The 21768-nt window shown below is 36.9% G+C and carries 24 protein-coding genes; all 24 read left to right on the top strand.

The features are described from left to right. Positions 1–11 precede the first annotated feature (11 nt). On the top strand, positions 12–710 hold the full coding sequence (locus HZI73_RS11985; RefSeq protein ID WP_330619734.1) for an N-acetylmannosamine-6-phosphate 2-epimerase: 699 nt from the start codon (positions 12–14) through the stop codon (positions 708–710). After that, positions 707–3118, top strand: coding sequence for a DUF4127 family protein (locus tag HZI73_RS11990; RefSeq protein WP_212698459.1), 2412 nt, complete (start codon positions 707–709; stop codon positions 3116–3118). Before HZI73_RS11985 ends, HZI73_RS11990 begins: the two co-directional genes overlap by 4 nt. Beyond that, on the top strand, positions 3115–4677 hold the full coding sequence (locus HZI73_RS11995) for an FAD-dependent oxidoreductase (RefSeq protein ID WP_212698460.1): 1563 nt from the start codon (positions 3115–3117) through the stop codon (positions 4675–4677). Before HZI73_RS11990 ends, HZI73_RS11995 begins: the two co-directional genes overlap by 4 nt. A gap of 154 nt (positions 4678–4831) precedes the next feature. After that, positions 4832–5203, top strand: coding sequence for a YlxM family DNA-binding protein (gene ylxM, locus HZI73_RS12000; RefSeq protein WP_212698461.1), 372 nt, complete (start codon positions 4832–4834; stop codon positions 5201–5203). A 78-nt stretch (positions 5204–5281) separates the two neighbouring features. Beyond that, a complete protein-coding gene (gene ffh / locus HZI73_RS12005) occupies positions 5282–6625 on the top strand; it encodes a signal recognition particle protein (protein ID WP_212698462.1) in 1344 nt (447 codons plus the stop codon). A gap of 95 nt (positions 6626–6720) precedes the next feature. Continuing rightward, complete coding sequence (gene rpsP / locus HZI73_RS12010) at positions 6721–6966, top strand: 30S ribosomal protein S16 (protein ID WP_212698463.1); 246 nt, start codon at positions 6721–6723, stop codon at positions 6964–6966. 18 nt (positions 6967–6984) lie between these two features. Beyond that, positions 6985–7215 (top strand): KH domain-containing protein, encoded by a 231-nt coding sequence (locus HZI73_RS12015; RefSeq protein ID WP_212698464.1) that lies wholly within the window; start codon positions 6985–6987, stop codon positions 7213–7215. An 87-nt stretch (positions 7216–7302) separates the two neighbouring features. Then, positions 7303–7812 carry a ribosome maturation factor RimM gene (rimM, locus tag HZI73_RS12020; RefSeq protein ID WP_212698465.1) on the top strand — a complete coding sequence of 170 codons (510 nt, stop codon included), beginning with the start codon at positions 7303–7305 and terminating at the stop codon, positions 7810–7812. Next, positions 7809–8537 (top strand): tRNA (guanosine(37)-N1)-methyltransferase TrmD, encoded by a 729-nt coding sequence (gene trmD / locus HZI73_RS12025; RefSeq protein WP_212698466.1) that lies wholly within the window; start codon positions 7809–7811, stop codon positions 8535–8537. Before rimM ends, trmD begins: the two co-directional genes overlap by 4 nt. Positions 8538–8628: 91 nt before the next feature. Continuing rightward, the gene (rplS, locus tag HZI73_RS12030; RefSeq protein WP_212698467.1) at positions 8629–8979 is read left to right on the top strand and encodes a 50S ribosomal protein L19; all 351 of its coding nucleotides are present in this window, start codon (positions 8629–8631) and stop codon (positions 8977–8979) included. Between the two features lie 282 nt (positions 8980–9261). Next, a complete protein-coding gene (gene lepB / locus HZI73_RS12035; protein ID WP_212698468.1) occupies positions 9262–9795 on the top strand; it encodes a signal peptidase I in 534 nt (177 codons plus the stop codon). A gap of 206 nt (positions 9796–10001) precedes the next feature. Then, complete coding sequence (ylqF, locus tag HZI73_RS12040) at positions 10002–10850, top strand: ribosome biogenesis GTPase YlqF (protein WP_212698469.1); 849 nt, start codon at positions 10002–10004, stop codon at positions 10848–10850. 88 nt (positions 10851–10938) lie between these two features. Next, the gene (locus tag HZI73_RS12045; RefSeq protein WP_212698470.1) at positions 10939–11634 is read left to right on the top strand and encodes an HDIG domain-containing metalloprotein; all 696 of its coding nucleotides are present in this window, start codon (positions 10939–10941) and stop codon (positions 11632–11634) included. Between the two features lie 203 nt (positions 11635–11837). Further along, positions 11838–12605 carry a ribonuclease HII gene (locus tag HZI73_RS12050; RefSeq protein ID WP_212698471.1) on the top strand — a complete coding sequence of 256 codons (768 nt, stop codon included), beginning with the start codon at positions 11838–11840 and terminating at the stop codon, positions 12603–12605. Positions 12606–12647: 42 nt separating this feature from the next. Next, entirely contained in the window at positions 12648–14273 is a 1626-nt protein-coding gene (locus HZI73_RS12055) for a flagellar hook-length control protein FliK (protein ID WP_212698472.1), read from the top strand. A gap of 13 nt (positions 14274–14286) precedes the next feature. Continuing rightward, complete coding sequence (locus tag HZI73_RS12060) at positions 14287–14583, top strand: EscU/YscU/HrcU family type III secretion system export apparatus switch protein (RefSeq protein WP_212698473.1); 297 nt, start codon at positions 14287–14289, stop codon at positions 14581–14583. Beyond that, complete coding sequence (locus HZI73_RS12065; RefSeq protein ID WP_212698474.1) at positions 14570–14920, top strand: YraN family protein; 351 nt, start codon at positions 14570–14572, stop codon at positions 14918–14920. The genes HZI73_RS12060 and HZI73_RS12065 overlap by 14 nt, the downstream gene beginning before the upstream one ends. A 74-nt stretch (positions 14921–14994) precedes the next feature. Further along, positions 14995–15180 carry a hypothetical protein gene (locus HZI73_RS12070; RefSeq protein WP_212698475.1) on the top strand — a complete coding sequence of 62 codons (186 nt, stop codon included), beginning with the start codon at positions 14995–14997 and terminating at the stop codon, positions 15178–15180. 48 nt (positions 15181–15228) lie between these two features. Continuing rightward, a complete protein-coding gene (locus HZI73_RS12075) occupies positions 15229–15861 on the top strand; it encodes a non-canonical purine NTP pyrophosphatase (protein ID WP_212698476.1) in 633 nt (210 codons plus the stop codon). A gap of 160 nt (positions 15862–16021) precedes the next feature. After that, a complete protein-coding gene (locus HZI73_RS12080) occupies positions 16022–17206 on the top strand; it encodes an iron-containing alcohol dehydrogenase (protein ID WP_212698477.1) in 1185 nt (394 codons plus the stop codon). A gap of 291 nt (positions 17207–17497) precedes the next feature. Next, positions 17498–18343, top strand: coding sequence for a peptidoglycan editing factor PgeF (gene pgeF / locus HZI73_RS12085; protein WP_212698478.1), 846 nt, complete (start codon positions 17498–17500; stop codon positions 18341–18343). 131 nt (positions 18344–18474) lie between these two features. After that, the gene (locus tag HZI73_RS12090) at positions 18475–19788 is read left to right on the top strand and encodes a DUF512 domain-containing protein (RefSeq protein WP_212698479.1); all 1314 of its coding nucleotides are present in this window, start codon (positions 18475–18477) and stop codon (positions 19786–19788) included. Positions 19789–19802: 14 nt separating this feature from the next. Next, entirely contained in the window at positions 19803–21134 is a 1332-nt protein-coding gene (gene der / locus HZI73_RS12095) for a ribosome biogenesis GTPase Der (protein WP_212698779.1), read from the top strand. Beyond that, positions 21135–21749 carry a glycerol-3-phosphate 1-O-acyltransferase PlsY gene (gene plsY / locus HZI73_RS12100; protein ID WP_212698480.1) on the top strand — a complete coding sequence of 205 codons (615 nt, stop codon included), beginning with the start codon at positions 21135–21137 and terminating at the stop codon, positions 21747–21749. Positions 21750–21768: the final 19 nt, after the last annotated feature.

Below are 21768 nucleotides of genomic sequence, written 5' to 3' on the forward strand. Positions count from 1 at the left end.
GGACGAATACATTGAATAGAAAAAAAGAAATAACAGATATTATTAGAACGGGATTAATTGTTTCATGCCAAGCACTTAGCCATGAGCCTCTTCATAGTTCATTTATTATGGCAAAAATGTCATTAGCGGCCTATGAAGGCGGTGCTGTATGCATACGTGCAAATTCTTATGAAGATATAAAAGCAATTAAAGAAGAAGTAGATTTACCCATTATTGGACTAGTAAAACGCGATTATGATGATTCTCCAATCTATATTACACCAACCATGAGAGAAGTTAGAGAAGTTGCAGAAGCAGGTGCTGAGGTTGTGGCTATAGATGCAACGCATCGTATTCGACCAAAAGGGGAATTGCTTGTTGATATGGTGAAACAGATCAAAACAGCATTTCCTTCCCTATACATGATGGCAGATGTGGCCACATTGGAAGAAGCTATTTATGCCGAATCAATTGGCTTTGACTTAGTATCTTCCACACTTAATGGCTATACAGAATACACCATGACATCTGTATTGCCTAATTTGGATTTAGTTGAAGCCATGACGCAATCCTTATCTATTCCAGTTATTGCGGAAGGTGGCATATGGGATTATCAGGATACAAGAAAAGCCTTAGAAAAAGGTGCTTATGCCGTTGTAGTTGGTACAGCTATCACAAGACCTCAAGAGATAACCAAAAAATTTGTTTCAGCTATGAAGGAGCTATTATGAGTAAAATAATTGTTATACCATTAGATGAAAGACCATGTAATGCTATTTATCCAATACAATTGTCTCATATGAGTCCAAATACGGTTGTTGTTCCCCCCATAGCATTATTAGGGCACAAGAAACAACCAGCCAATATAGAAGCGATACACAATTGGCTATTGAAAGAAGCAAAGGAAGCTACTGCCATAGTAGTCGCTTTTGATATGTTATTATATGGTGGCATCATACCTTCTAGATTACATAATAATGATGTGGCTACATTATCCCATAGACTTAACATCCTATTTAAGATAAAAGAAAATAATCCTCAAATTAAAATATATGGTTATTCGTTAATCATGCGTAACCCTTCCTATTCAAGTAACGATGAAGAACCTGATTATTATGAAGAATGGGGAGAAGCCATTCATATGCGCGGTGTATATGAGCATAAGAAATTATTAGGCACATTAACGTCTCATGAAGTATCTAAACTAGAATCCATCCAAAAAACAATGCCATTAGCCTATTACGAAGATTATACACACCGTAGGCACACCAACAAAATAATGAATAAGAAAATTGTCCAGCTTAAGAAACAAGGCATAGTTGATGAATTGGTCATACCTCAAGATGATTCATCACCTTATGGGCTGACTAAACAAGATCAACTTGAGATGATTCAATATATCAAGGACGCCCATTTAGAAAATGACATTCTTATTTACCCAGGTGCAGATGAAGTATCGTTAACGCTATTAGCAAGGCTGATAACCCATAAAGAAAAAACATTTCTGATCTATCCTTATTATCGACATGTAGAAGGCAAAAATATTATACCGCTCTATGAAGACCGTCCATTAAGCATGTCTGTTGAAGCCCAAATAAAGAGTGCAGGTTGTCAACTAGCATTAACCTTAGAAGAAGCAGATGCGGTGTTATTCCTAAATAACACCAATGGATCAATGTTAGACCTTTTACCTCATTTACAAGAAGATTCCCGTTATGATCACGTATCTTTACAGGAATTCTTAAATCATGTGGAGGATTATGATGGAACAAAAGGTATTGCAGATGTGTATTATACTAACGGATCAGACACATGTCTTATACAAGGGTTACAAGAAAGGGCACTGTTATTTACTGTCCACGGGTATGCTGGATGGAATACCTCATCTAACACACTAGGTACCGCCATTAGCATGCTGGTTATGCATCATTTCTATGGTCATAACCCACAACATCTTCGTCATAAAAATATGAATCTTGCCCATCGGTATGTAGAGGATTATCTCTATCAAGCTAAAACAAGAGATGAGATAATACACCATAAGCTAGACCAGTATCATTGCACCTATTTTCGTGTAGATGGACCACAAGGTCAAGTTGCAGGTGATGTGGGTCATCGTTTAGAAGAAGAAATAGAGTTATTATTCGCCGATACGCCTTATAACATATATTTAAGACAGTGTTTGTTACCTTGGGAGCGTATGTTTGAAGTTCAAGTAGACTTAACACTTGATACCCCCTTAAAGACAATAGGTATTGACTTAGGTGGTACCCAAATAAAAGGTGCTGTTGTATGTGAAGATGGCTATGTGATGCAAGAAGAATGCATACCTACTCACGCCCAGGAAGGTAGACAAGGTATTCTTAGCCAACTATGCACAGTTGTCGAATCATTGATGGAAGCACATACGGTAAGTGCAATTGGTATTGGGACAGCTGGACGTGTAAACACAGAAACAGGGCAGATAATCTATGCAACAGATAATCTACCTGGATGGCAAGGGGTTGGATTAAAGGCATGTATGGAAAAGGCATATAACATACCAACTTTTGTGGATAATGATGGTAACACAGCACTATTAGGTGAAATGTGGTTAGGAGCTGGGAAACATTACAAAGATGCGGTCATGATTACATTGGGTACAGGTGTGGGAGGAGCAATATTTCAAAAAGGTGATATTCTTAGAGGAGCTCACTATCATGGCGGTGAATTAGGCCATATGACCTTATATCGACACGGAAAGGAATGTAATTGCGGTCGTCAAGGATGTGTGGAACAATATTTATCAGGCACAGCGTTGATAAAAAGTGCTCAAGAAGCAATTAGCCCCCATATAAAACATGGTAAAGAATTCATGATGTATTATAAAGAAAATGACCAAAGAGCTGTAAAAATCATGCATAGGCTAATAGAAGATATGCAGGCATTCATTGCTGATTTAGAGGTTATTATTGATCCAGAATGTATCATTATAGGTGGTGGTGTTATGGAATCAGCTCATCTATGGTGGCATCTTTTAGAGGATAAACAACCGTATATACAAGCTCAATTGTTACCTGCTAGGTTAGGTAATCATGCTGGATATATGGGTGCAGCTTGGATGGCATTACAACAAATAAAAAGTAGGTGTAAATCATGAAGGCGTATGATGTAGTGATTATAGGCGCTAGCTTAGGTGGAACCATAGCTGCCTACCAATGTTGTAAAGCTGGTAAAAAAGTTTTATTAATAGAAGAAACAGATTGGATAGGAGGGCAGTTGACGTCGCAAGCTGTTCCCCCTGATGAACACCCTTGGATTGAAGAAGAAGGCTGCACAAAAACCTATCGACAATTACGTGAGGCTATTAGAGCCTATTATAGAAAACATTATCCAAATGGCCAGGAAGAAGGTTATAAAAATCCAGGTAATGGGTGGGTAAGTCGTATTACACACGAACCCATTGTTGCTGTACAGATTTTGGAGTCATGGTTACAGCCCTATGTAAAGAATGGTCAATTGGATATTTGTTACCATCATAAAATAGTGGATGGGGTAACAAAAGTTATCCATGGATCAAAGCCCATGACAGAAATACAAGAGTTGACCATGGAGCATCTATGGACAAAGGCATGTACAAAAGTAAAAGGCAAGATATACCTGGATGCTACGGACCAAGGTGATCTCTTTCCTATTATTGGTGAGGATTACCATGTGGGATCAGATGGTAAGATGTTTCAAGAAGAACTTGGTGAAGTAACACCAAATCCACTTGATTTACAACCCATTACGTGGGTAGCTTGCTTAGAAAAAACAGAGGCCATACAAAAACCAATTCATAAGCCCAAGAATTATGAAGCCATTCGTAATAAGTTATTGCCCATGAAGGCAAGTTATTATCATCAATTAAGTTGGTTTGGTCCTGACTCCAACACGCAAAGTCTTCATACATTTAAAATGTACGGTCATGAAAAAGGGAATCATCCAGCCCTTTGGTCTTATAGAAGAATCATTGATCCTAAACGGTTAGGTGATAATAAGGGTTGTGAACGATCGCTTATTAACTGGCCACAAAACGATTATATAGATGGAAACATCATTGAAAATATGCATATTGATGAACATAAAGAAGCAGCCAAGGAGCTAAGCTTATCATTGGTTTATTGGCTTCAAACAGAAGCTGAACGACCTGATGGAGGAAAAGGCTACCCTCATTTAAGATTGTCGGGTGATGCTTTAGGAACAAAGGATGGTTTGGCAAAAGCTCCTTATATAAGAGAAGGTAGGCGCTTAGACGCTGAATTTATAGTTAAAGAACAAGATATAAAACCCAAGAAGAAAGGGCAACGCGTGGCTTCTTTTGAAGATACTATTGGGGTGGGTTATTATCACTTAGATCTTCATATGACGACTCAAACAAATCGTTTTATGTATGATACATGTTTACCATTTGAAATTCCATTAGGTATTATGGTTTCTAAAAAAATGAACAATTGTATTCCAGCATCCAAAAATGTAGGAACAACACATATCACGAATAGCTGTTTTCGCGTGCATCCTTGTGAATGGAATATTGGAGAAGTAGCTGGACTATTAGCCGTATATTGTATCAATCATGGATTAAGTGTACAAGAAATATACCATGACAAAAACAAGTTAGTCGCATTTCAAGCATACATTGAACGAGAGGGTATACAGTTACATTGGTCATTCAATTAATCAGTGGTTACAATGATAGGATTAAGTTGAATACCATAGTTAGCCAAAAAGGCGCACATATTGTAACTTTTTTTAATAAAACCTTGACAATTACACCACAGTAGCATATAATACCATCTGTAAAGCGAATAACCTTTACAGGTGGTGATTTTTTTTGAAGACTATTTTTGAAAAGACATTACTCTATGATTTTTATGGTGAGTTACTGACAGATCATCAAAAAGAAATCTATGAACGCTATCATTTGGACGATCTTTCTCTAGGAGAAATATCTGAACAACTTAAGATTAGTCGTCAAGGTGTATACGATACAGTTAAACGTTGTGACAAGCTATTGGAGAATTATGAAAATAAGTTGCAATTGGTGAATAAGTTTTTAAGGAACAAAGAAAAGGTAAATCAAGTTTCTAAGTACGTTGAAGAAGTGCTTAAGGAACTATCAGAAGAACAGATGACGTGTGAAGAAACAGTTGGCAAAGTAGCAGAGATTCGGAAGATATGCCAAAAGATACTAGAAGACCTATAGAGAATGTGTGTGAAAAGTAGATATAGAAGGTCCAGGTAGATATGAGATGTATTCAGTTATACAGATGGGAGGTTTATAATGGCTTTTGAAAGTTTGTCAGATAAGTTTCAAAATATATTTGCGAACCTTAAGAAAAAGGGGAAATTAAATGAGCAAGATGTAAAACTTGCTATGCGGGAAGTAAAACTTGCCCTATTAGAAGCAGATGTTAACTTCAAAGTTGTTAAGCGTTTTATAAATGATATTAAAGAGCGAGCAGTTGGCCAAGAGGTCATGGAAAGCTTGACACCTGGTCAACATGTCATCAAAATTGTGAATGAAGAACTCATTAAATTAATGGGTGAAGAAAAAGTGGATTTAACCACTTCCAGTGAACCGCCTACAATCTATATGATGGTTGGCTTGCAGGGTGCTGGTAAAACAACAACAACGGCTAAATTAGCAGGTATGTTAAAGAAAAATGGTAAAAAGCCACTATTAGCAGCTTGTGATATCTATCGTCCAGCAGCCATCAAACAGTTGCAAGTGGTTGGTGAACAAGTGGGTGTACCTGTTTTTACAATGGGGGATAAAAACAAGCCTGTTAACATTGCAAAAGCAGCCATAGAGGCGGCTAAGTCAAATGGACAAAATGTTGTCATTGTGGATACAGCAGGACGTCTTCATATTGACCAAGATATGATGGATGAACTAATTGAAGTAAAAGAAGAAATAAGACCTCAGGAAGTATTGTTGGTTGTTGATGCCATGACAGGTCAAGATGCTGTTAATGTAGCTGAGAATTTTAATGAGAAAATTGGCATTGATGGTGTGATTTTAACAAAGCTTGATGGGGATACAAGAGGTGGATCGGCTTTATCTGTTAGAGCCGTTACAGACAAACCTATTAAATTTGCTTGTATTGGTGAGAAACTTACAGATATCGAAGTGTTTCACCCTGAGAGAATGGCCTCTCGTATTCTAGGTATGGGTGATGTGTTAACCCTTATAGAAAAAGCTTCGGAAGCCATTGATGCTAAGAAAGCCGCAGAGATGGAAAGGAAATTCAGAAAAGCAGAATTTACCTTTGATGATTTTCTTGAGCAAATGCAGCAAGTAAAGAAAATGGGTTCATTAGGTGATATCATGTCCATGCTTCCAGGAATGAATAAACAGCTAAAAGACGTGGAAGTGGATGATAAAGAAATATCAAAAGTAGAAGCCATGATTTATTCCATGACCCTTGAAGAAAGAAATAACCCTGCTGTGATTAATCCTTCAAGGAAGCGTAGAATAGCCAAGGGTTCTGGTAATCCCATTCAAGATGTTAACCGCTTCATCAAACAATTTGAGCAAGCTAAGAAAATGATGAAACAGATGAGTGGTATGATGAAAGGCAAAGGTAAAAAAGGATTATTAAACAAATTTCCTTTTATGGGCTAATACAGTGGATTTACATCATGTAGTAGCCTAAGGTACGGTTATGATGCTATGTCTAGCGTACCAAATAGATAGATCATGATAGGGAGGTGAAAAACATGGCAGTAAGAATGCGTTTAAAGAGAATGGGTGCAAAAAAAGCTCCTTTTTATAGAATTGTAGTTGCTGATTCAAGATCACCAAGAGATGGTCGTTTTATTGAGCAAGTAGGTTACTATGATCCAACCAAGAATCCAATTGACTTAAAAATTAACGAAGAAGTTGCTAACAAGTGGTTAAGCAATGGTGCTCAGCCTTCTGATACAGTTAAAAGATTATTAAAGCAAGCTGGCGTTGTAAAGTAGTTATTGGAGGTGTACAACATGAAGGAATTAGTAGAAGTTATCGCTAAATCATTAGTCGATAATCCTGATGATGTAAGAGTAAATGAGATTGAGGGAGAACGTTCAATCATCTTAGAATTAAAAGTTGCACCTGACGATATGGGAAAAGTTATTGGAAAACAAGGTAGAATTGCTAAAGCTATAAGAACTGTAGTTAAGGCGGCAGCAACAAAAGAAGAAAAAAGAGTTGTTGTTGAAATTTTACAGTAAGGTTAGGATTTTTCCTAACCTTTTTGGTTAGCCATTTTTGTATGTATCCCAATAGAGCCTATTAGGTATAATAAAGAGGTGATAGGTATGGACTATTTTAATATTGGTAAAATCGTAAACACCCATGGTATAAAAGGAGCAGTTAAGATTCTTCCATTAACGGATGACCCTAAACGATTTGAGTTGCTTAAACAGGTTTTTATTGAACACCGTGGTAAGGTAGATGCGTACACCATTGACCACATTAAGTATTTTAAAAACATGGTCATCATTCAATTCAAAGAAGTAGAGGATATGGATCAAGCAGAGGCTCTTAAACAAGCCATTATTAAAATACCAAGAGAGCTTGCACTGCCACTAGAGGAACATGAATATTATGTACAAGACCTTATCGGTGTTGTGGTTAATACAGAAGAAGGACAACAGCTTGGCAAGATTAAAGACATTATCTTTACGGGAAGTAATGATGTGTATGTGGTTCAGAAAGAAGGAAAAAAAGAAATTTTAATACCAGCCCTAAAAACGTGTATTAAGCAGGTGAACATGGAAGATAAAACCATGACTGTTGTACTCATGAAAGGGTTGATTGAAGAGTGAAATATACCATCTTAACCTTATTTCCTGATATGATTAAACAAGGGCTTAATACCAGCATTATGGGAAAGGCTCAAGAAAAAAAGTTAATCCAAATAGAAGCTGTTAACATTAGGGATTATGCTTATAATAAACATAAACAAGTGGATGATTACCCTTACGGTGGTGGTGCGGGTATGGTCATGCAGCCAGAACCAATCTATGAAGCGTATAAAAGTGTTATAGAAGATGGTAATAAGACACCACGTGTTATCTATCTTACACCACAAGGAAAGCCCTTTAATCAAACCATGGCACGAGAATTTTCAAAAGAAGAAGAACTGATTTTTCTATGTGGTCACTATGAAGGTGTTGATGAGCGGGTAATTGACAGGATTGTTACCGATGAAGTATCCATAGGTGATTATATCTTAACAGGTGGAGAACTAGCTGTCATGGTTATGATTGATGCCATATCAAGGCTTATACCTGATGTTTTATCCAATGAAACATCAGCAGAGATTGAAACATTTGATGATAATTTATTGGAATACCCTCAGTATACAAGACCAGCTGTGTTTATGGATGATAGAGTCCCAGATGTATTGTTATCAGGGCATCATAAGAACATTGATGTTTGGCGGAGACAACAATCACTCATCCGGACGTATCATAAAAGGCCAGATTTGCTTGAAACAGCGAATTTAACAGAAGCAGACAGGAAATTCTTAGATAAATATTGCAAATAGGTTTGAAATATGTTATAGTATTTTAATGTGAGTACGGATATTCCGCTGTTACAAAAGGTATTAAGAATATCTAGGATATTAGGAGGAAACAATGAACGATATAATACGTAAAATTGAGCAAGATCAATTAAGAGAAAAAGCTTTAACAGAATTTAATGTAGGAGATACAATTCGTGTATATGCCAACATTAAAGAGGGAACTCGTGAAAGAATCCAGATGTTTGAAGGTGTTGTACTTAAGCGCCAAAATGGTGGTAATCGTGAAACATTTACAGTGAGAAGAATTTCTTATGGTGTAGGTGTAGAAAAAACGTGGCCATTACATTCACCAAACATTGATCATATCGATGTGATTAGACGTGGTAAGGTTAGAAGAGCTCGTCTTCATTACTTAAGAGACAGAATTGGTAAAGCTGCTAAGGTTAAAGAATTAATTAGATAGTTTGTCTGATTAATAAGAAGCAGACGAAGACCAATAAATACAGATATGACATGGTATTATGAGCGATTATTGATAATGTTAGACTTGGTAAGGGACTTAGTACGATGTATTAGTCCCTTTTCTTGACCTATAGGAAGCTCTATTTGGGTTCTCTTATAGGAAAGTTTTCCAGATAAGTTTCTACTATATAATAAGCATAGCAGTAGATATCTTTTTAGTTGCATGATATGTTGAAGAAATAGAAATAGTATGATTAGAGGTTGAATGAAAGAAGGTTTATGTATGAAGGATTCTTTAGGCAAAGAGATATTGAGTTGGATACTGGACATAGGGATTGTCATTGTTGCTGTATTACTTATTACAACATTTGTTTTTCAAAAAACCAGTGTTATTGGGCAATCTATGGAACCAACACTTCATAATGGCGATCATGTGATTATTGACAAAATTAGTTATCGTTTTACGTCTCCTAAACAGTATGATATTGTGGTATTTCCATATAAGAAAAAGCCATCACAAAGCTATATTAAACGCATCATTGGTTTACCAGGTGATGAGGTGAACATAAAAGATGGTCAGGTATACATTAACGGTGAAAAACTAGAAGAAAAATATGACCTTATTGATGAAGGCAAGATGGGTAATCGTGACTATCCACTAATTGTACCAGAAGGCGAATATTTTGTTATGGGTGATAACCGTAACCATAGTTCAGATAGTCGCTATTCAGACGTTGGTACCATTAACCGGGAGGATATTATTGGTAAAGCTGGTCTAAGAATATGGCCTCTTAAGGACTTTGGTTTTGTGAAATAATGATGGTGGCTACACCATAATAACATATACAACATCACATATAAGAAATAGGGGATGCCTTAAAAGATAATTTCCTTTAGGAAAATGTAGGTTGCAGATGACATGAAAATTATCTTTTATGACAGTCCCTTTTTTAAAAGAAGAAGTTATAGAGGGTTATCATCATGTATTCGATAAGATAACCACACTGAAAGGAAAGAATCCGTATGAACATACAGTGGTACCCAGGACATATGACCAAAGCCAAGCGTATGATGCAGGAGAACATAAAGCTGGTTGATGTTATTATTGAATTGGTGGATGCAAGAATCCCCATTAGTAGTCAAAATCCAGATATGGCTAACATCGCAGGACAAAAACCACGTATTGTTGTGTTTAATAAAATAGATTTAGCCGACCCAGCTCGAACAAATGCTTTTATTAAATGGTATGAAGAAAGAGGAGCAAGTGTTGTCTTGGTAAATGCTAAGAGTGGTAAAGGTATTAATCAAGTGATGAGTAAAGCTTTGGAAGTTTGCAAAGAAAAAATTGAACGTAACCGTAAACGGGGATTAATTAATAAACCTATACGAGCCATGGTGGCTGGCATTCCCAATGTGGGAAAGTCCACGTTTATTAACAAACTGGTTGGGAAAGCCAGTGCTAAGACCGGAAACAAACCAGGTGTCACCAAAGGTAAACAATGGATTAAACTAAAAAAAGACGTGGAATTATTGGATACACCAGGTATTTTATGGCCTAAATTTGAGGATCAGCAGGTGGGTATCAACTTAGCGTTCATTGGTTCTATAAGAGATGAGATACTGGATACAAGTGAACTTGCATTAATGCTTATAACGTACCTAAAAGAGCATTATGAAGATTTACTTATAAAACGCTATCAGTTAGAGAATATATCCCAGAAAGAGCCTATTGAAATACTTGAAACCATTGCAAAAAACCGTCATTTCATTCAATCAGGTAATGCACTTGATTTGAATAAAGCATCAAAAATACTATTAGATGAATATAGAAATGGTGTTCTTGGTAGAATAACATTAGAAACAGTTGGGTAATGCACCTAGCTGTTTTTGACTATATGAGGGTCAGTCTATTCATACTTGGTATATAATAGAAACCCTCACTTGATAGGAGATTGATGGTATGTATTCAAAACTTTTTAAGGATATAAGTCAGCACCTCATGGAGGATGATCAACCTTCTCGATTTATAAAAAGGCTCCTTCGGGAGCAAGAAGGCAATGTACTTATAGAAAAGCTGTCCAGGCTTAAGGCGATAAAACAAAACCCAAAATATCATCCAGAAGGTAGTGTTTTTAACCATGTCATGGAAGTGGTGGATCATGGGGCAAAAGTAAAACATAAGAGTTTACATCCAGAAGTGTTTATGTGGGCAGCTCTATTACACGATATTGGGAAACTTACCACCACTAAGGTTAGAAAAGGAAGGATAACGGCTTATGGCCACGATGAAAAAGGAGCAATCCTTGCTAAGAAGCTATTAGACGTTTTAACGGAAGATAAGGTGCTCATACAAGAAGTAGAAAGTCTGGTACGTTGGCATATGCAGCCTTTTTTTGTTGTAAAAGACCTACCCTTTGGGGATATTAAAGCTATGATAGGTGATGTATCTGTAGGAGAAGTTGCTTTACTATCCCTATGCGACCGTATGGGTAGAGGTCCATTGACAAAGCAGAACATGGAAGAAGCTATAATCATGGAAATAACGTTTCTTGATAAATGTAAGGTTCATTTGCATCATCATAACCATGAAAAACATCTTGAAGACATAAAAAACTACTTAAACAATCATGCGCGTCACCATCTAAGTTCAAAATAAGTAAAAAAGTAATAAGTCTATAGGATTTTGCAATATTATATAAGATGCCGTCAAGAAAAGCAGAATAATTGTTGATGGATTTTTACTAAACGTATATAATGGTGAGGTAGATTCATCGGACGAAGCTTTTTAATAAAAAACCAAAAGGAATCTGTCCTAATGGTTTTTTTGAATGTTCTACAAAAGAAAGGAAGAAAAGTATAATGGGGAAAATGACAATATCCGATATAAAAGATAAGCTAGATGCCATACCGATTCACGGATTAGAAGAAGAAATACGTCTTTTTCAAGTGGATGAAAGACTAGGTGTGCAACGGTTAATCGATCGGTATCGTAAAAAAATATTGGATTATGAAGATGAATTAAAACGGGTGGCAGCCATGCGCACTTATGAAAATAAATATAGCCATAGACAATACATATGCGGCGTGGATGAGGTTGGAAGAGGTCCTTTGGCTGGACCTGTCGTTAGTGCTGCTGTTATCTTGCCTAAGGATACACATATCCATTATATCAATGATTCAAAAAAATTAAATGAAGCTAAACGAGAAGAACTCTATGATATCATCACGGAAAAAGCCATTGCCATCAATATAGGGCTGTCCAATGTAGCCATCATTGATGAAATCAATATACTGAATGCAACCTATGCATCCATGAAAATGGCATTAAAAGGTTTGGATGTGCAGCCAGAAGTTATCTTAGTGGATGCAGTGACGATACCCGATGTAACGATTCCACAAGAACCCATTGTCAAAGGGGATTCAAAAAGCATATCCATTGCTGCTGCAAGTATCATAGCAAAAGTATACCGGGATAGAATGATGAAAGAATATGATGCACTATATCCCGCCTACAAGTTTGCCAAGAACAAAGGCTACGGTACCAAAGAGCATGTTGAAGCCCTTAAGACTTATGGCCCATGCCCATTACATCGTAAAATATTTGTACAGACCGTGTTAAGTTCTTAACCGTGTTAGATTCTTTCTGTTAAGTGTTGGAGGGGAAGTTCTATGAGAATACATCATCATGAACCGTTGAATCGAAAAATACAGGTATCAAAAGTTGCCAAAGTTAATGGACAAAGTTTTACAAAAGGACAAGTGTTAAAAGGAGAAATACTCGACATACAACAAAAAAATGTAGCGATACAATTGGCAAATGGTACGCACCTTACGGCAACACTGACAAAAGACATTGAACTATCCATCGGTCAAGAGCTTTTATTTCAAGTTAAAGATGCCAGTACGGAGCAAGTGTTTCTAAAACCCATGCTGGAAGAGATGTTTAATCCAAAAGACACGAAGATGTTACAGGTATTAGATGAAGCAGGTGTAACTGTTAATGAAAAAAATATGAAATTGGTCCATGAACTCTTAAGCCGTCATATGCCTGTGGATAAAAAATCCCTTAATCAAATGATGCGATTAGCCTATAAGTTTAATGATGTACCCTTAGAACGTTTACTACTCATGCTTGAAAAGGATATTCCTGTAACAAAAGAGAATGTTCAGCACTTAGAACAATTCATACATAACCAAAACAATATGAAGCAAAATATACTGGATTTAAGTCATAGTATCCTTCACGAAGCAACGAAGGAGACTCAGCAAGAGCTGATTAGAATTTTGTTGGATGGGCAAAGCATGGAAAATACCCAACAAAACACGGTCAGCAAAGGACTTCCAAATCCAGAAAATCCAGTACATGAAGCACATATAACCGGCCAAGAAAACGTAACCAATCAAGAAAGCATAAGCAATAAAGAAGGACAGATTATCAGTCAAGAAAATAGTCAGCATCCTGTTGAACAACTGACCACGGAGCAAAGCCCTAAGCTGGAACGTATTCTACCTGAATCTGTTTTAAAAGACATAAATGATACAGTCCACACCTTTTCTAATGGGAGTAAGCCGATACCACCGCTAACAGGAGACATGACCCTTGAACAGCTAGAAGCATGGGTAGCAGGTTTAGAATTGGATGAAGAGGATAAGCAGTCTTTGCATAAGACCATTACCAATAAAATACTCATGGCAGCTGTTGATAAAAGTGTTTTCTTAAGTAAGGATGCCTTAAAACAACCCGAGCTTATTAAAGAATATTATCATGAGATCTATGATAAGCTGTCACAGATTATTCAGAGCAAGGAAGCCATGGGACAAAAAAATGGTGGTTTGATGAAACATGCTGTTAAGGCTAAACAGAATATTGAGTTTATGCATTACCTGAACCAACAGTATACATATGTGGAGTTGCCCTTTAAGTTTAGCCAGGGGTTATTAAATAGTGAACTGTATATTTTTGAAAATAAAAAAGAATTGAAATCAAAAGGTAAGACAGATGCGGTCTCAGCTCTATTAAGGCTGGATTACCTTAATCTTGGACATTTAGATATCTATGTGAAGAAACAAGGTCATCATGTGGAGTGCAAGTTTTATGTAGAAGATGATGAAAAATACAAGAGAATAAATGAACATTTGCATAAGCTGTACAAGCAAATAGATAGCTTCGGGTATCATATGACGAATATATCCGTCAGTAAGCAGCAGGATACTTTTCAAGTGGTTGAAGATTTTCTGGATAGAAAAGAGCAAGCAGCCAGTGTTAAACGATATTCTTTTGATATGCGCGTCTAATAAGCATGAAAGGATGATCATCGTGAAACAGAATAAAATAAAAAAAGCAGCAGCTATACGCTATGACCCAGGGGATATTGCTCCTAGAGTTATTGCTAGGGGTAAAGGTATTGTGGCAGATAATATTTTAGAAAAAGCAGAGGATGAAAAGCTGCCTGTCTATAAAGATGAGGCATTAGCAAACACATTAACCCAGTTGGATATTGGTGACTTAATACCAGAGGAATTGTATCAGATTGTGGCAGAAATCATGGTTTTTGTAAATGATTTAGATGCCTTGTATGATAGGAGAAAGTATGAGCAGAAATAACCGTGCAGTTGGCGCTAAAGGAGAAGCCATTGCCACTTGGTTTTTGGAAAAGAATGGTTATACGATTTTAGATAGGAATTATCGATGTCGGATAGGTGAGATTGATATTATCGGTAAAGACGGGGATTACCTTGTCTTTATTGAAGTGAAGTATCGTAAGGATACAAAGACAGGGTATCCTAGTGAAGCTGTAGGTTATTATAAGCAGCAGAGGATCATTAAGACGGCTATGCATTATGCTAAAGTTAAAGGATTGTTCAAGTGTAATGTCAGGTTTGATGTGGTTGAGATTGTAGACAAGAAAATTAGAGTGATTAAGAACGCTTTTAGTTGTTAGCACATGTGAGCGTTACCTTGTACTCATGTACTGATGTACAACCAATACAGCATATACTGTAGAGAGGTGACGCTATGACCATCGATGGCTATACAATAGAATCCTATATAACCAATCTTACCACAGGGGAAGAAGTATCCTATGATTCACTCACAGAAGAAGAGAAATTAGAAGTAGAACAACGGATGATTGGCCAAATGATGAAAGCCATTGGTTACGACATAACACGTATGGACATGGTAGATAAGCGCCATAAGTAGAGATAGAAATAGTCCATCAGGCTATAGGATATACATGAGGAGGTACAGATGATAAAAGTACTATACGGCACCTATAATAGAGCTAAGATAGAACATATGCGCACATTGTTAGGGGACACATGCTTTGATATCATATGTCTAGATGATGTAGATGCAAGGATGATGCCAGACATAAATGAAAATGGGAACAGTCCTTTAGAAAATGCATGTATCAAGGCAAGGGCATATTTTAAAGCTTATAATAGACCCGTTTTTTCTTGTGATTCAGGTCTGTATTTAGAAGGGGTAGAAGAAGATAGACAACCGGGTGTTCATGTGAGAAGGGTGAAGAACAAAACCTTATCGGATGATGAGATGATTGATTATTATAGCAAACTGGTGAAAGAACATGGGGGTCAGATTGTAGCTCAGTATATCAATGCTATTTGCTTCATAGTGGATGAAAATCATACCTATACATATGATGGTAAGGACATAGCTTCTGTACCATTTTTACTCGTCAGTAACCCTCATCATCTAAGAAAATCAGGGTTTCCATTGGATTCATTATCCAAGGACATGCAGTCAGGAAAATATTTTTTTGATAAACCACCTGAGACAGGATATCATGTGAGCGACAAAGGTTTTCAAGACTTTTTTACCCATGCGATGATGGACTATCGTCTTAAGCATGTCCATTGACATAAACAGTGGCAAAGGGATCTCTTGACTATATATTTGCAGTGATTGATGCAGAAATTTGGTTAATGACATAAGGATATATTGATTGAAATGAAAAAATAACTGGCTTATAATCTTATTAGCAGACACTACAAAAAAATACATTTAAGGATGTGACAACATGGATAAAGTCAATGCATTTCAATTTTTATTATCAACGAAAGTCATCTTTGGAGAAAATAAGATGCATGCACTAATAGACGAGTTAAAGACCATGAAAGCAACAAAGCCAATGATTATAACAGATAAAGGACTGATACAGGCCGGTTTATTAGATGGTGTTATCAAGGACATTGAAAAAGCTGGTATAGACTATTATATGTATGATGATGTGATAGCCAATCCAACCATTAATAGTGTTGACAGGGCAGCTAAAAGATGTCAAGAAGAACATTGTGACCTGCTTCTTGCCGTTGGTGGCGGTAGTGTGATGGACACAACAAAAGGCATAGCAGTGGTTGCTACTCATGACGGCAGTGCTTATGACTATCTAGATGGTAGAGGAGAACAAAAGAAAGAAATTATCCATGAGCCATTACCTATCATTGCCATACCTACAACAGCAGGTACAGGTTCAGAAGTATCTTTTTACTCCGTCTTAACAGATGAAACAACCAAGATAAAAGATTCTATATCATCCCATAAAATATACCCAAGAACAGCCATTATTGATCCTGTATTAACAGCCAATCTTCCTTCTTATATAACTGCTTGTACAGGTATGGATGTTCTAGGACATGCGTTAGAGGCCTATACATCCACCATAGACAACACCATGACCGATTTATTTGCCCTTGAGGCCATTCGCTTGGTGTTCAAGCATCTACCAGATGCAGTGAATACAGGGGATATGGATGCTAGAAATAATATGGCCTATGCATCCATGTTAGCAGGCGTAGCCATGAGTCATTGTGGTGCAACCATCCCCCACGCTCTTGCTTGTCCCTTAACAGGTCATACAGGCATGCCTCATGGATTAGCTGTTGGTTTATTACAGATTCCTATGTTGGCCTTTAATGGTCATGTCTTGGAAGATAAAATAAAATACATTCTGCACAATCTCCATATGGATGCAGATGAAATAAACGAAGGAGCCTCCTATACATATCTGATTCAAATGATTAAAAAACTTGTTAAAGGGATACATCTAGAAGAAGGTCTTGAAAAATACATCATGGATGATCAAGTCATAGAAGCCATGACAGAAGATGCTTATATTCATGGTTGTCGCATGATTAATCCAAGAGAAGTTTCAAAAGAAGACATCAAAAAGATTTATCGAGAATTCATAACATACCAAGATTAGTCATTGTTAGATGGATTAACATGGATAAAGAACGCTTACGTAATGTAGAAAGCATCAAGTAGACACACATCTATTAGGTGCTTTTTTCTTGTTAAATGTCTATGAAATGCGTACACAAGGTATACAATACTAAGTGGGAATATTTCTCTTTACTATTGGAGTAACCATTTGTTGCGTTTATTTTTCGTAGGAGAATTGGGATTAAATATGGATACCAAGAATTAGTTGCATATTTTGTGATAAGATTATATATTAGTAAGGTATACGTTGATTGAAATAGGAGGTATTACCATGGAATCAGATGTGTTTACTATACATAGAGAAGGTCATTTAATGTATTTAACCATACCAGCTTTTGATAAGACAGGGCTTGTTCATCATTGTTTTAGTACGAAACTTGGTGGTGTTAGTGAAGGTATATATGAAAGTATGAATGTGTCTTTTGGTCGAGGTGATTCGGATGAGAATGTAAAGAAGAACCTGGAGATCTTATGTGGTGCTATAGGCATTGATGCCAAGGATTTGGTTTTCTCAGATCAGATTCATAAAGATGTGATCATGACAGTAGGTGAGAACGATAGAGGTAAAGGTATTGTGCGAGAGAATGATATAGTCGGTGTGGATGGCTTGATGACCAATAGGGTGAAAGTGCCCTTACATACCACTTATGCTGATTGTGTACCTTTATATTTTTTGGACACTGTTAAAAAGGTTATTGCTATATCCCATGCAGGTTGGCGTGGCACAGTAAAAGCAATTGGAGCTAAGACGGTCAATAAGATGGTAGAGGCATATGATAGTCAGCCAGAGGATATTCTTGTATGTATAGCACCATCCATTGGTCCTTGTTGTTTTGAAGTTGGGGAAGAGGTTGTCCAGGAATTTAGACAAACATTTAATGAGTACGAACAGAAAAAAGTAATACGAAAGATGCCTGAAAGTAAATATAAGATTAATTTATGGACTGCAAATAAGCTTGTATTACTGAGTGCAGGCATTCTTCCTGAACATATCACAGTAACAGATATATGTACAAAATGTAATCATGACGTCATGTTTTCTCATCGAGCAACCAAGGGGAAGCGAGGCAGCCTCGCCGCTATTATGCAGTTGAAGCCTAAGCACTTCTATTATTAGGAATATGTTTGCATTTTTTGTGAGAAAACTATATAGTAGTAGAGTGGAGCTACTATCTGAGTAGGAGAACAGAGGTAGTCTTGACAGCTAGGATGCAATTGAGCTTAGGGACACCGAAAGGAATGTTTTAAATGAAAAATAGATACCATAAGATTATACAGGTAGAAAAAGAGAGTATAGCTTATGAAGTAGGCGTGGAACAGGGAGATCTATTAGTGAGTATTAATGGCCAGCCTGTTAAAGATGCTCTGGATTATCATTTTCTTGTGGAGAATGAAGCCTTAGAGGTATGCATTAAAAAAAGTAATGGAGAAGAATGGCTGTTAGATATAGAAAAAGATGATGATGAAAGCTTAGGCATCACATTCGAAAATAACCTAATGGATGAATATAAATCATGCAGTAATCAATGCATATTCTGCTTTATTGACCAATTACCAAAAGGCATGCGGGATACACTCTATTTTAAAGATGATGATTCAAGATTATCTTTTTTACAAGGGAATTACATTACATTAACTAATATGAAAGATGAAGATGTGGAACGCATCATCAAATACCGATTAGCACCCATTAATATATCCGTTCATGCCATGAATATGGAACTGAGGAAAAACATGCTGCATAATCGTTTTGCAGATCGCTTAATCGGGTACATGGAAAAGTTTTATGAAGCTGGGATTACCATGAATGGCCAGATTGTGCTTTGCAAAGGGATTAACGATGGAAAAGAACTGAATCATTCCATTGAGGCTTTATCAAAATTCGCCCCTCATATGCAGAGTGTATCGGTCGTACCTGTAGGTCTTTCTAAATATAGAACAGGCTTATATTCATTAGAACCCTTTACTAAAGAAGATGCACAACAGGTTATCAAAACCATTCATAAGTGGCAGGATATCCTATATGCTGAGTATGGGACCCATTTTATTCATGGTGGTGATGAGTTCTATTTACTGGCTGAACAACCATTTCCAGAAGAAGATAATTACGATGGTTATGTACAACTTGAAAACGGTGTGGGTATGTCCAGATTGTTAAGGGATGAATTTGATATCTGTTATAAGGATTTGGAGGGCAATGGGGTACTAAGTCGTCACAAAACCATTGTTACAGGTGTTTTAGCAGAAGGTATGATAAGGGATATGGTAGCACGATTACATGAGAAATATCCCAAGCTTGATATAAGGGTGAAACCCATCATCAATTACTTTTTTGGTGAACAAATAACCGTATCGGGTTTACTAACAGGTACGGATATTATCAAACAACTACAGGGTATGGATGTAGGTGATGAATTACTCTTGCCTATTAATCTATTACGCTCTGGTGAAGAGACATTATTAGATGATATGACTGTTGCAGATATAGAAAAAGCTTTACAAGTAAAAGTGAGTGTTGTAAAATCAACAGGTCAAGCATTGATACGAAATATATTAGAATAAAAGGAGTACTTATGATGAGTAGACAGGTTGTAGCCATAGTAGGTAGACCCAATGTTGGAAAATCAACATTATTTAATAAATTAGCAGGAGAGAAAATTTCGATTGTTGAAGATACGCCAGGTGTAACCAGGGACCGTATATATGCTGACGTGGATTGGTTAAATTATAACTTTACCATTATTGATACGGGTGGTATAGAACCTTCAACAGATGATAAGATGCTAACTTACATGCGTCAACAGGCAGAAATAGCCATTGAGACAGCAAATGTTATCGTATTTGTTGTAGACGTGAAAACGGGTCTCACGGATTCAGATTATCAGGTAGCGGATATGTTACGCCGTGCACATAAACCTGTTGTATTATGTGTAAATAAGGTGGATAACCGTGAGAAGTTTCAGTATGATGTATTTGAATTTTATAACTTAGGGTTAGGCGAACCCTACGCCATATCTTCTATTCAAGCTACAGGATTGGGCGATTTTCTGGATGAGGTTGTATCCCACTTTGATGAAGAAGGGGGAGTAGCGGAAGAATCAGATATTCCAAGAATTGCAGTCATTGGTAAACCTAATGTTGGTAAGTCCTCATTAATTAATAAACTATTAGGCGAACAACGTGTTATTGTCAGTGATATAGCAGGTACAACGAGAGATGCTGTGGATACATTGGTGACTTTTGATGGTAAAGAGTATGTTTTTGTGGATACAGCAGGTCTTAGACGGAAGAATAAGATAGAAAAAGAAGGCTTGGAGCGTTACAGTATTATCCGTACTGTGACAGCCATAGAAAAGGCAGATATTGTTGTATTATTGATTGATGCTGTTGAAGGTGTGACAGAGCAGGATGCTAAAATAGCAGGTATCGCTCACGAAAGAGGTAAGGGTGCTGTTGTAGCCGTTAATAAATGGGATGCTATAGAAAAAGATGATAAAACCATGTATAAGTATTTACAAGACGTGGATACCACACTCAGTTACATGACGTATGCACCTAAGATTTTTATTTCGGCTAAAACAGGACTTCGTATTAATCGCTTATTTGAAAATCTGGATATGGTGATTCAGAATCATGCACTTCGCGTTGCAACAGGCGTTCTTAATGATGTATTATACGACGCTACTGCAATGAATCAACCGCCTTCGGATAAAGGTAAACGGTTAAAGCTCTATTATATGACACAAGTATCTGTAAAACCACCGACGTTTGTTATCTTTGTCAATGATAAAACATTGATGCATTTCTCCTATAAACGATACATTGAAAATCGAGTAAGGGATGCATTTGGGTTCAAAGGAACACCCATACATTTTATTATAAGAGAAAGAAAGGAAAAGGACAAATAAATGAATATTGTAGCTAGCTTATTGATTGGTTATCTCGTAGGATGTTTTCAATCGGCTTATATTATCAGCCGCTTTAAGGGTCATATTGATATCAGGAAGTATGGTAGTGGTAATGCAGGTACAACGAATGTTATTCGAGTGATGGGGTGGAAAGCAGGTATTTTAACATTTTTTATGGATTTGTTAAAAGCTGCCTTTGGTGTTTATCTGGGTAATCTTATTTTTGGTGATATGCTTTATGGTTATTATACAGGCGTTGGTGTTGTGATTGGTCACAATTATCCTGTATTTCTGGGATTTAAAGGAGGTAAAGGTATTGCTGCTACCCTAGGTCTCTTATTAGCTGTTGACTGGCGTATCGGGCTTATTGCAGTAGGCCTGATGGCTGTTATTATCTTCATATCCCGTTATGTATCGTTAGGTTCTGTCATCATGGCTATTTCAATACCCATTTTAATGGCTGTATTTTATACAGACCAGTGGCAGTATATTCTTCTTGGAGCTATCCTCATGGCATCAGCCTTATACACCCATCGGGCTAACATTAAGAGGCTGCTTAGAGGTGAGGAAAACAAATTAGGCCATAAAAAAAATCTAACAGAGAACAAACAGTAGGCATGGATTACATATAAGC

Source organism: Vallitalea pronyensis, from assembly GCF_018141445.1.
Lineage (GTDB): Bacteria > Bacillota > Clostridia > Lachnospirales > Vallitaleaceae > Vallitalea > Vallitalea pronyensis.

Coding starts and splice junctions, on each gene's coding strand:
- HZI73_RS12060 (WP_212698473.1), top strand. CDS start 14,287: ATGATCATCGTGAAACAGAATAAAATAAAAAAAGCAGCAGCTATACGC.
- pgeF (WP_212698478.1), top strand. CDS start 17,498: ATGGAATCAGATGTGTTTACTATACATAGAGAAGGTCATTTAATGTAT.
- HZI73_RS12075 (WP_212698476.1), top strand. CDS start 15,229: ATGATAAAAGTACTATACGGCACCTATAATAGAGCTAAGATAGAACAT.
- HZI73_RS12080 (WP_212698477.1), top strand. CDS start 16,022: ATGGATAAAGTCAATGCATTTCAATTTTTATTATCAACGAAAGTCATC.
- plsY (WP_212698480.1), top strand. CDS start 21,135: ATGAATATTGTAGCTAGCTTATTGATTGGTTATCTCGTAGGATGTTTT.
- HZI73_RS12090 (WP_212698479.1), top strand. CDS start 18,475: ATGAAAAATAGATACCATAAGATTATACAGGTAGAAAAAGAGAGTATA.
- ylqF (WP_212698469.1), top strand. CDS start 10,002: ATGAACATACAGTGGTACCCAGGACATATGACCAAAGCCAAGCGTATG.
- HZI73_RS12045 (WP_212698470.1), top strand. CDS start 10,939: ATGTATTCAAAACTTTTTAAGGATATAAGTCAGCACCTCATGGAGGAT.
- der (WP_212698779.1), top strand. CDS start 19,803: ATGAGTAGACAGGTTGTAGCCATAGTAGGTAGACCCAATGTTGGAAAA.
- rplS (WP_212698467.1), top strand. CDS start 8,629: ATGAACGATATAATACGTAAAATTGAGCAAGATCAATTAAGAGAAAAA.
- HZI73_RS11995 (WP_212698460.1), top strand. CDS start 3,115: ATGAAGGCGTATGATGTAGTGATTATAGGCGCTAGCTTAGGTGGAACC.
- HZI73_RS12070 (WP_212698475.1), top strand. CDS start 14,995: ATGACCATCGATGGCTATACAATAGAATCCTATATAACCAATCTTACC.
- rimM (WP_212698465.1), top strand. CDS start 7,303: ATGGACTATTTTAATATTGGTAAAATCGTAAACACCCATGGTATAAAA.
- HZI73_RS12050 (WP_212698471.1), top strand. CDS start 11,838: ATGGGGAAAATGACAATATCCGATATAAAAGATAAGCTAGATGCCATA.
- lepB (WP_212698468.1), top strand. CDS start 9,262: ATGAAGGATTCTTTAGGCAAAGAGATATTGAGTTGGATACTGGACATA.
- HZI73_RS12055 (WP_212698472.1), top strand. CDS start 12,648: ATGAGAATACATCATCATGAACCGTTGAATCGAAAAATACAGGTATCA.
- ffh (WP_212698462.1), top strand. CDS start 5,282: ATGGCTTTTGAAAGTTTGTCAGATAAGTTTCAAAATATATTTGCGAAC.
- rpsP (WP_212698463.1), top strand. CDS start 6,721: ATGGCAGTAAGAATGCGTTTAAAGAGAATGGGTGCAAAAAAAGCTCCT.
- HZI73_RS11990 (WP_212698459.1), top strand. CDS start 707: ATGAGTAAAATAATTGTTATACCATTAGATGAAAGACCATGTAATGCT.
- HZI73_RS12015 (WP_212698464.1), top strand. CDS start 6,985: ATGAAGGAATTAGTAGAAGTTATCGCTAAATCATTAGTCGATAATCCT.
- HZI73_RS12065 (WP_212698474.1), top strand. CDS start 14,570: ATGAGCAGAAATAACCGTGCAGTTGGCGCTAAAGGAGAAGCCATTGCC.